A 9,779-nucleotide genomic window follows, 5' to 3' on the forward strand; every position below is an offset into this window, starting at 1 on the left:
TCGGTGGGGTGGAGCCGAAGGCGATATCGGCGCGGCGAGAGACCCGTAAGAGCGCGGTCTTGCCATCAGCGGCGTTGCAGCCGCCTCGGCCGCGCGTCACCCTGCCCCACGGCAAAACGCGTGCGCGATAATCATAGGATTGCCGCGCTCTTGTCATTATCCAGTCATGGCGCGGCGCTAGTTGTGACGAAGAGCAAACGACGGCTACATGCCGCCGCGGGCTCTAACGCCGGGCCGGAGGTACGTCCGGCGTTTTTCTTTTCTGGGACCCGTTACGGCCTGACCGCAGTCAGCAGCGTGTCCACGCCTTCGCGATATTCGACACGAACATCGGCGAAGCCTGCCGCCGTCATGCGCTCCAGCGCCGGCGCCAGATACATCACATGCTCGGGCGATTCGTCGCTGAAGAGATGCGCGACCCAATCCTCGAGCAGATCATAGCGGCCGATCGTCCCGAGCTTTTGGAACCAGCTGCGCACCTCCGCCTGAGTGGCGGAGAGATGCGCGGCGCGATCGTCCATCGCATAGCGGTCGCCATTGACGAAAATGCCGCCCGGCTTCAGCACGCGGAAAATCTCGGCGAGAAATTCCCGACGATAATCGTCGAGGAAATTATGCACGGCGTAATTGGAGGAGACGACGTCGACGCTGGCCGCGGGAAGGCCGCGAAGATAGGCGAGCGCGTCGGCTTCCACGAATTGCACGCGGCCGGCGGCGACGAAATCCGCGAGGTGAGAGCGCGCCTGATCCAGCATTTTGGCGGCGCTGTCGATCGCGGTGACATGGAGATCGTCGCGTCCGGCGAGCAGCGGCAGCGTGCTCACGCCCGTGCCGCAGCCGATCTCCAGAACCTCGAGCGCGACGCCCTCATGCCAATGTGCGACGCGCTCCGCCACGCGGCGGGCGAGCAGCGCCGCATTGGGGCAGATGAGCTCGAGCATGCGATATTCGGCGCCGATCGGCCCGGTGAAGAGATTTTCATCGATGCGCTGTGACATGGGCGATCATCCGAAATTCGCGAGACCCGGAAAGGTCTGCAGCAGCCAGAAGGAGAAGCTCTGCATTCCGCCGGTGAGGAAGGCGAGTCCCGTGAGCACCAGCAGCGCGCCGACGACCTTCTCCACCTTGCCGAAATGCTTCTTGAACTTCTGCATGAAGCCCATGAACGGCCCCATCGCCGCGGCGGCGCCGAGGAAAGGAAGGCCGAGACCGGCCGAATAGACGCCGAGCAGAGCGGCGCCTTTGGCGACCGTCTCCTGCGAGCCGGCGACGGCGAGAATGGCGGCGAGTATCGGCCCGATGCAGGGCGTCCAGCCGAAGGCGAAGGCGAGCCCCATGACATAGGCGCCGAGACGCCCGACCGGACGGCCGACCTCGAGGCGCTTCTCGCGATAGAGCAGGCCGATTTTGAACACGCCGAGGAAGTGCAGGCCCATGAGGATGATGGCGACGCCGGCGGCGATCGACAAGATTTCCAGATTGGCGCGCAGCACTTTGCCGAACACGCTCGCCGTCGCCCCCAGCGCGACGAAGACCGTCGAGAAGCCGGCGACGAACAGAAGCGAAGCATTGAGCACATCGCGCCGCGCGCGCGATTTGCCGGCGTGGGTCAGCTCCTCGAGGCTCGCGCCCGCGATGAAGGTGAGATAGGGCGGCACCAAGGGCAGCACGCAAGGGCTGAGGAAAGAGAGCACGCCCGCCGCCGCAGCGGCTGGATAAGTAACGTCGGCCGCCATGAGGTCTCCTGTTTTCGCGCCGACGCTTTTGCCACAGCCGGCGCGGCTACGTAAAGCGGCGTCGGCGCCGCGCCCTATCTCGCACTGCGAAGGAGAAGCGATATGCGCACCATCATCGAGCCCTTCCGCATCAAGATGACAGAAGCTCTGCCGATAACAAAGCGGCAAGAGCGCGAGGAGCGGCTGAAGGCCGCGCATTACAATGTTTTTCTGCTCGATGCGGAAGACATCACCATCGATCTTCTGACCGACAGCGGCACGGGCGCCATGTCGGATCGGCAATGGGCCGCGCTCATGATGGGCGACGAAAGCTATGCGGGAAGCAGGTCGTGGCGCCGCTTCGAGAAGACCATTCGCGACATCACGGGTTTCAAGCATATTTTTCCTACGCATCAAGGCCGCGCGGCGGAGCGCATTCTCGCTGCGACGCGGCTGAAGCCAGGCGATGTCGTGCCCAACAACAGCCATTTCGACACGACGCGCGCCAATATCGAATATGTCGGCGCGACGGCGCTCGATCTGCCCAGCGCCAAGGCCGCGGATATTCATGCGGAGACGCGTTTCAAAGGCGACATAGATCTCGCGGCGCTGGAGCGTGCGCTGGAGCGCGAGGGAAAGAAAATTCCCTTCTGCATGCTCACCGCGACCAACAACACCGGCGGCGGGCAGCCGATCTCTCTCGACAATATTCGCGCAGCCAAGGCCCTGCTGACGCGGCGCGGAATACCTCTGGTGCTCGACGCCTGCCGTTTCGCCGAGAACGCCTATTTCATCAAGCTATGGGAGCGCGGCTATGCGGATCGCGCGCTCATCGACATTGCACGGGAGATGTTCTCGCTCTGCGACGGCGCGACGATGAGCGCCAAGAAGGACGGTCTCGCCAACATAGGCGGATTCTTCGCCTGCAATGACGATCGCTGGGCGGAGGATTTTCGCAATCTGCTCATACTGACGGAAGGATTTCCCACTTATGGCGGACTCGCGGGCCGCGATCTCGAGGCGATCGCCGTTGGGCTCGAGGAGGCGCTGGAGGAGGAATACCAGCGCTATCGCCATGCGACGGTGGAATATCTCGCGTCCCGCCTCATCGCGCGCGGCGTGCCGATCGTGCGGCCGGCGGGCGGACATGCGGTGTTCATCGACGCCGCGGGCTTTTGCCCGCATCTTTCGGCGAAGGATTTTCCGGGCGTCGGCCTCACCGCCGCGCTCTATCTCGAGGGCGGCGTGCGCGGCGTCGAATTGGGCAGCGTGATGTTCGGCCGCCGCGCGGAAGACGGAACGGAGACGCCGGCGCCGCGCGAATTGGTGCGTCTCGCCTTTCCGCGCCGCGTCTACACGCAGAGCCATTTCGATTATGTGATCGAGGCGATCGAGACTGTGTTCCGCGCGCGCGCCGCGATCCCGCCCTTCCGCATCATGCGGCAGGCGCCCTTCCTGCGCCATTTCACCGCGCATTTCGCGCCCGGCTGAGCGGCTTTGCGGACGGCCTGTGCGCGCTTATCTAATAGCTCGCGTGTTTTCGTATCGAAGACCGGAGCGCCCCCTCCCTCACCCTCCCCCGCTACGCGGGAGAGGGAAGGCGGCGACGTTTCGCGAAACTTCGATGAAGCGCCGAATCTTCTCCCTCTCCCGCAAGGCGGGGGAGGGTTGGGGAGGGGGGCGCGGACGACAGCCCGGTTTCCGCTGAAGGAGGGCCGCATGGAGAAGGGCAAGAACCGCTACGCCGACGCGGCCCGCCGCGCCGATTGGACGATCGAGCAAAACTGGCCCTCCTATAGCGCGGCCGAGCACGACCGCTGGAGCCGACTCTACGCCCGCCAGGCGAAGCTGCTGCCCGGCCGCGCCTGCGACGAATATCTCGCCTCTATGAATGCGCTCGCGCTCTCGCCCGCCGGCGTTCCCGATTTCGAGACGCTGAGCGCGCGCCTGTCCGCGCTCACCGGCTGGCGCGTGGTTCCGGTCGCCGGCCTCGTGCCGGACGACGTCTTTTTCGAGCATCTCGCCAATCGCCGCTTTCCCGCCGGCGCCTTCATCCGCCCGGAGGAGGAGCTCGATTATCTCGAGGAGCCGGACGTCTTTCACGATGTCTTCGGCCATGTGCCGCTGCTGGCGAACCCCGTTTATGCGCGCTTTCTGCAGGCCTATGGCGAGGGCGGACGGCGCGCGCTGGCGCGCGGCCAGCTCGCCAATCTGGCGCGGCTCTATTGGTATACTGTGGAGTTCGGGCTGCTGGCGACGCCTGCGGGGCTGCGCATTTTCGGCGCCGGCATTCTCTCCTCCCCGGCCGAAACGGTCTTCTCGCTCGAGGATAGCTCGCCCAATCGCATCGGCTTCGATCTCGAGCGAGTGATGCGCACCAATTACATCATCGATGATTTTCAGCAGTGCTATTTCGTCGTCGATGGCTTCGAACGCCTGCTCGAAGCCTGCTATCGCGATTTCGGCCCCGTCTACGACCATCTGCGGTCAGAAGCCGACCTCGCGCCGCATGAGCTCGCGCCCGGCGATGCGCTGATCTCGCGCGGCGATTTCCATTATTTCCGCGGCAAGGCGCACGCGGCCTGAAGGTCAGGCGCCCCTCGCCTCCTGCAGCGCGGCGATGCGGATCGGCGCCGGCGGATGCGAGTAATAGAACAGCGCATAGAGCCGGTCCGGCGTCAGCGTCGAGAGATTGTCGCGCGAGAGCTTGGTGAGCGCGCTCACCATGGGCTCCTCGCCGTAAATGGATTTGGCGAAGCCGTCGGCCTCGAACTCCGCCCGGCGCGACAGGAAATTGGTGAGCGGCGACAGAAGGTGCAGAATCGGCGCGGCCGCCATCAGCGCGATGACGAAAATGACGCCCGGATCATTCGGCAGGCCGAAGGCGCCGCCGAGCCCGCGCTCGAAGGCGAAATGCAGAGCCGCGAAGCCGATGAAGAGAAAGCCCGCCGCCTGGAAAATCCGCTGCCGCACATGGCCGAATTTATAATGGCCGAGCTCATGGGCGAGAATGGCGAGTATCTCGTCGGCGCTGTGCTTGCGCAGCAGAGTGTCGAAGAAGACGATGCGCTTGGCCTTGCCGAAGCCGGAGAAATAGGCGTTGCCATGGGTGGAGCGCGTCGAGGCGTCCATCACATAGAGCCCGCCCGATTGAAATCCGCAGCGCGCCAGCAGCTCCTCCATGCGCGCCTTCAGCGCGGCGTCCTCGAGCGGCGTGAACTGGTTGAACATCGGCGCGATGACGGAAGGATAGATCACCGTCATGGCGAGCAGCAGCGCCACCGCCGCGACAAAGCCCGCCAGCCACCAATAATCGGGCGAGAAGCGCGCCGCGAAGAACAGCCCGTAGAGCAGAGGAATAAAGAAGACGAGCCACAGCGCCGCGCCCTTCGCCTCATCGAAGACGAACATGAGAGGCGTCGTTCTGTTGAAGCCGAAGCGCGCCTCGAGGCCGAAGGTCTCGACCAGCGACAGCGGCAAGCGCAGCAGATGATCGACGATCGCCACCGCAACGACGACGGCGACGCTGAGCGTCAGGCCCGGCGCGATGAATTGCGCGAGCAGCGCATAGAGCGAGCCGAGCAGAAAAGCGAGCCAGACGACGGAGATCGCCGCGTCCAGCAAGGTCTCGCCGACAGAAAGGCGCATGCGCGCGACCGTGTAATCGGCGGAGCGGCGATGCTCCTGCGGCGTGATCGTCTCCGCGAATTCGGGCGGAGGCGCGTCGCGATCGGCGCGCGCGGCGCGGCTCTGGCGGGCCTTCAGATAGACGCTCAGCGCCGCGGAGGCGAGTATGGCGAAATAGACGGCCGCAGCGACGAAGCTCATGCGAATCTCCGAAAGCGCCGGCCGAGGGGCCCGCGCCGCCTCAATATAAGCGGCCGCGCGGCGGAATGCGACGTCAGACGGCGGACTGCCGAACGGCTCCGCTCACGGCGTTGCGCGCCACGAAGAGGCTCGCCGCGAGCAGCAGCGCCGCGACGAAATAGCCCGCCCCCGGAAAGTCGCCGGAGCCGATGGAGAAGGAGAGAATCTGCGAGAAGAACAGCGGACCCACCATGCCGGAGACGCCGCGCAGGCTCGACAGCGCGCCTTGCAGCCGCCCCTGCTCCGAGGCCGAGGCGAAGCGCGTGGCGAGACCCTGAAAGGCCGGACCGGCCATGGCCCAGAGGGCGATGAGCGGCGGCGCCGCCATGAATATCCCACCCGTGGGCGCGAAGGCGTAGGCCGAAAAGCCGAGCGCGCCCGCCGCCAGAGCGACGACCAGCGTCGCGCGCTCGCCGAAGCGCTTGACCGCCGGCCGCACCAATCCGCCGGACACCACAGTCTGCGACACGCCGACGATGGCGAGCGCCCAGCCCGTCGTCTCCGCGTCCCAATGGTAGCGATATTCCGTGTAGAGCACGAAAAGGCTCGGCAGCGATTCATGCGCCAGATAGGAGAGGAAAATGGCGAGCGCCAGCAGCGCGAGCGAACGGTCGCGGCGCAGAAAATCCAGCGAGCCGAGCACATTGGCGCTGCGCCACAGAATGGCGCTGGTGCGCTTTTCCGGCGAGAGCGACTCCGGCAGGATGAAATAGCCATAGGCGGCGTTGAGCAGGCTCAGCGCCGCCGCCGCCCAGAATGGATAACGCAGGCCATGATTGCCGAGCACGCCGCCGAGCGCCGGGCCGAGGATGAAGCCGACGCCGAACGCCGCGCCGATCATGCCGAAACGGCCGGCGCGCTTCTCCGGCTCGGTGATGTCGGCGATATAGGCCGTCGCCGTCGAGACGCTGGCCGCCGTCACGCCCGATATCAGCCGGCCGATGAAGAGAAAGGACAAGGATGGCGCGAGCGCCATGAACACATAATCGAGCCCCATGCCGAGATTGGACAGCAGCACGACCGGCCGGCGTCCGAAACGATCGGACAGCGCGCCGAGCATGGGCTGAAACAAAAATTGCATGAAGGCCCAGGCGAAACCGAAGACGCCCGTCGCTATAGAAGCGCTTTTCAGATCGCCGCCCTCGAACTCCACGATGAGCTTGGGAAGCACCGGGATCATCACGCCGAGCGCCAGCATGTCGAGCGCGACAGTGATGAGGATGAAGACGAAGGCCGCCTTGCCGGGACGCTGAAACATCGACTACTCTTCTGTACGGCCGGCGATCCGTCGCGGCCCGATCTATCGCGGGATAGCGCGAAACCGACATGCTGCGCAAGCAGTCTGGAACGAGTCCAAATTCTCGCGGCCGACGCCAGCGCGCCGGAAAACGCCGCACAAAAAACATAATTCCCCGCCGCGCGGCGCCGGAGTTGACAGCCGGCGCCGTGATCTTTCAATTGGCGTGAATAGAAGAGAAAAAATCTTGCGGCGTCGGCGACGCGGCGAATCCTCGAGATCAGGAACAAGGTGCTTTTCGCGGATGCGTCTTCCCTCTCGCTTCCTCCATGAGACAGCGGCGAACGCCGCCCGGATCGGGCGATAGATGCGCATACTCGTGACCGGCGGGGCCGGCTTCATCGGCTCGGCGGTTTCGCGCCGCATCATCGAGACGACGCCGCATGAGCTGCTCGTCTATGACAAGCTCACCTATGCCGGCAATCTCGACTCGCTCGCGCCCATCGCCGGCGATCCGCGCTATTCCTTTCGGCGCGCCGATATTTGCGACCGCGACGCCGTCGCCGCCGCCTTCGCGGAGTTCCGGCCCGATGTCGTGATGCATCTCGCCGCCGAGAGCCATGTCGATCGCTCCATCGACGGGCCGGGCGCCTTCATCGAGACCAATGTCGTCGGCACTTTCACTCTGCTCGCAGCGGCGCTCGATTATTGGCGTCGTCTCGATGCGGAGACCGCCGCCGGCTTTCGCTTCCTGCATATCTCCACCGACGAAGTGTTCGGCGCGCTCGGGCTCGAGGGGCTGTTTCGCGAGGACACGCCCTATGCGCCCAACTCGCCCTATTCGGCCTCGAAAGCGGGCTCCGATCATCTCGCGCGCGCATGGCGCGAGACCTATGGCCTGCCGACCATCATCACCAATTGCTCCAATAATTACGGCCCTTATCATTTCCCGGAAAAGCTCATACCGCTCACCATTCTCAATGCGCTCGAGGAGAAGCCGCTGCCCGTCTATGGACGCGGCGAGAATGTGCGCGACTGGCTCTTTGTCGAGGATCACGCCGAGGCGCTGCTCACCGTCGCGCGCGCCGGCGTCGTCGGGCAATCCTATAATGTCGGCGGCCGCTCGGAGATGCGCAACATAGAGGTGGTGCAGGCGATCTGCGACAGTCTCGACGAGCTGCGGCCCCGCGCGCGCGGCTCTTATCGCGAGCTGATCACATTCGTGCAGGATCGGCCGGGCCATGATCTGCGCTATGCGATCGATTGCTCCAAGATCGAGCGCGAGCTCGGCTGGCGAGCAAAGGAGAGCTTTGCGAGCGGTCTCGCCAAGACGGTGCGCTGGTATCTCGACAATGAAGCGTGGTGGAAAGCCATACGCTCCGGCAAATATCGCGGCGAGCGGCTCGGCTGCGTCGCCTGACGCGCGCGTGAGGACAGAATGAAGATCGAGGACACGGCGCTCGATGGCGTCAAGATCGTCACGCCCGATCGCTTCGGCGATGCGCGCGGCTTTTTCTCCGAGAGCTATAATGAGAGGCGCTGGCAGGGGCGCGGCCTGCCGCCATTGCGCTTCGTGCAGGACAATCATTCGCTCTCGCGCGAGACCGGCGTCATTCGCGGGCTGCATTTCCAGACCGCGCCTTTCGCGCAGGACAAGCTGGTGCGCGTCACACGCGGCCGCATATTGGATGTGGCGGTCGACATTCGACGCGCGTCGCCCACATTCGGCCGTCACGTCGTGGTGGAGCTCTCCGCGGAGAATTGGCGGCAATTGCTCGTTCCCATCGGCTTCGCGCATGGCTTCTGCACGCTCGAGCCGGATACGGAAGTCGTCTATAAGGTGACGAATTTCTATTCGGCGCCCAATGATCGCGGCCTCGCCTTCGACGATCCCGATCTCGACATCGCTTGGCCGATCGCGCCGGCGCGGGCGGTTCTGTCGGAGAAGGATCGCCGCTGGCCGCGCCTGCGCGATCTTTCCGACGCCTTCGAGTAAGGGGTGACGATGCGCATCGCCGTCACCGGAACGCAGGGCCAGGTCGTCACCGCTCTGCGCGAGCGCGCCGATGAGGAAACGCAAATCATCGCGCTCGGCAGGCCGCAGCTCGATCTGGCGGATCGCGACAGCGTGCGCACGGCGCTGAATGACGCGCGCTGCGATGCGATCGTCAACGCGGCTGCTTACACCGCCGTCGACAAAGCGGAGCAGGAAGAAGCGCTCGCCCTGCGCGTCAATGGCGAGGGCGCCGGCCATGTCGCCGAGGCGGCGGATGCGCTCGGCGTTCCGCTCATTCATTTTTCGACCGACTATGTGTTCGACGGCTCCGCTGCGCGCCCCTATCGCGAGGATGATCCGACCGCGCCGCTCGGCGCCTATGGCCGCTCCAAGCGCGAGGGCGAGCAGCACGTCGCGGCGCTCTGCCCAAACGCCGCCATGCTGCGCACGGCCTGGGTCTACAGCCCATTCGGCGCGAATTTCGTGCGCACCATGTTGCGGCTCGGCGAGACGCGCGAGGAGGTCGGCGTCGTCGCCGATCAGCTCGGCAATCCGACGAGCGCGCTCGACATAGCCGAGGCGACATTGCGCATAGCGAGGCGCCTTTGCGATGACAGCGCGCCGCAGCTGCGCGGCGTCTTTCACATGACCGGCGCGGGCGACGCCTGCTGGGCGGATGTCGCCGAAGCGATCTTCGCGCGCGCTGCGGAGCATGGTCGCAGGCCGGTGCGCGTTCGCCGCATCACGACGGCGGATTATCCGACGCCGGCGCGGCGCCCGGCCAATTCGCGTCTCGACAATACGAAGCTTTCGCAAATCTACGGCGTCGCTCTGCCCGACTGGCGCCCATCGCTCGCGGCCTGCGTCGACAGGCTGCTCGCCTGCCCCACAGATGGAGGAGCATGACATGCGCGGAATCATTCTCGCGGGCGGCAGCGGCACGCGGCTTCATCCGGCGACGCTC

General features: G+C 65.2%; 9 protein-coding genes. 5 read left to right on the plus strand and 4 right to left on the minus strand.

Features of this window, described 5'->3' with window-relative positions; translation table 11 throughout:
* Positions 1–272: 272 nt before the first annotated feature.
* Entirely contained in the window at positions 273–998 is a 726-nt protein-coding gene (locus ACT53T_RS04365; RefSeq protein ID WP_476160273.1) for a class I SAM-dependent methyltransferase, read from the minus strand.
* 6 nt (positions 999–1,004) lie between these two features.
* Positions 1,005–1,736 (minus strand): cytochrome c biogenesis CcdA family protein, encoded by a 732-nt coding sequence (locus tag ACT53T_RS04370; RefSeq protein WP_476160274.1) that lies wholly within the window; start codon positions 1,734–1,736, stop codon positions 1,005–1,007.
* A 102-nt stretch (positions 1,737–1,838) separates the two neighbouring features.
* On the opposite strand from ACT53T_RS04370, the gene ACT53T_RS04375 reads away from it, so the two are divergent.
* The gene (locus ACT53T_RS04375; protein WP_476160275.1) at positions 1,839–3,206 is read left to right on the plus strand and encodes a tryptophanase; all 1,368 of its coding nucleotides are present in this window, start codon (positions 1,839–1,841) and stop codon (positions 3,204–3,206) included.
* A 228-nt stretch (positions 3,207–3,434) separates the two neighbouring features.
* Positions 3,435–4,301, plus strand: a complete 867-nt coding sequence (gene phhA, locus ACT53T_RS04380) for a phenylalanine 4-monooxygenase (RefSeq protein ID WP_476160276.1) — start codon at positions 3,435–3,437, stop codon at positions 4,299–4,301.
* 3 nt (positions 4,302–4,304) lie between these two features.
* On the opposite strand, the gene ACT53T_RS04385 is transcribed toward phhA, so the two are convergent.
* Positions 4,305–5,543, minus strand: coding sequence for a M48 family metallopeptidase (locus ACT53T_RS04385; protein ID WP_476160277.1), 1,239 nt, complete (start codon positions 5,541–5,543; stop codon positions 4,305–4,307).
* Between the two features lie 73 nt (positions 5,544–5,616).
* Positions 5,617–6,840 (minus strand): TCR/Tet family MFS transporter, encoded by a 1,224-nt coding sequence (locus ACT53T_RS04390; protein WP_476160278.1) that lies wholly within the window; start codon positions 6,838–6,840, stop codon positions 5,617–5,619.
* A gap of 346 nt (positions 6,841–7,186) precedes the next feature.
* Here ACT53T_RS04390 and rfbB point away from each other — a divergent pair, with 346 nt between their 5' ends.
* From rfbB to rfbD, 3 genes are read left to right on the plus strand one after another with little or no spacing between them, the layout of a single operon-like run.
* On the plus strand, positions 7,187–8,239 hold the full coding sequence (gene rfbB, locus ACT53T_RS04395; RefSeq protein WP_476160279.1) for a dTDP-glucose 4,6-dehydratase: 1,053 nt from the start codon (positions 7,187–7,189) through the stop codon (positions 8,237–8,239).
* An 18-nt stretch (positions 8,240–8,257) separates the two neighbouring features.
* Positions 8,258–8,815: a dTDP-4-dehydrorhamnose 3,5-epimerase gene (rfbC, locus tag ACT53T_RS04400; RefSeq protein ID WP_476160280.1), complete on the plus strand. Its 558-nt coding sequence runs from the start codon at positions 8,258–8,260 to the stop codon at positions 8,813–8,815.
* Positions 8,816–8,824: 9 nt separating this feature from the next.
* On the plus strand, positions 8,825–9,721 hold the full coding sequence (gene rfbD / locus ACT53T_RS04405) for a dTDP-4-dehydrorhamnose reductase (RefSeq protein ID WP_476160281.1): 897 nt from the start codon (positions 8,825–8,827) through the stop codon (positions 9,719–9,721).
* Positions 9,722–9,779 lie beyond the last annotated feature (58 nt).

It is taken from the genome of Methylosinus sp. DMC45, assembly GCF_056313885.1.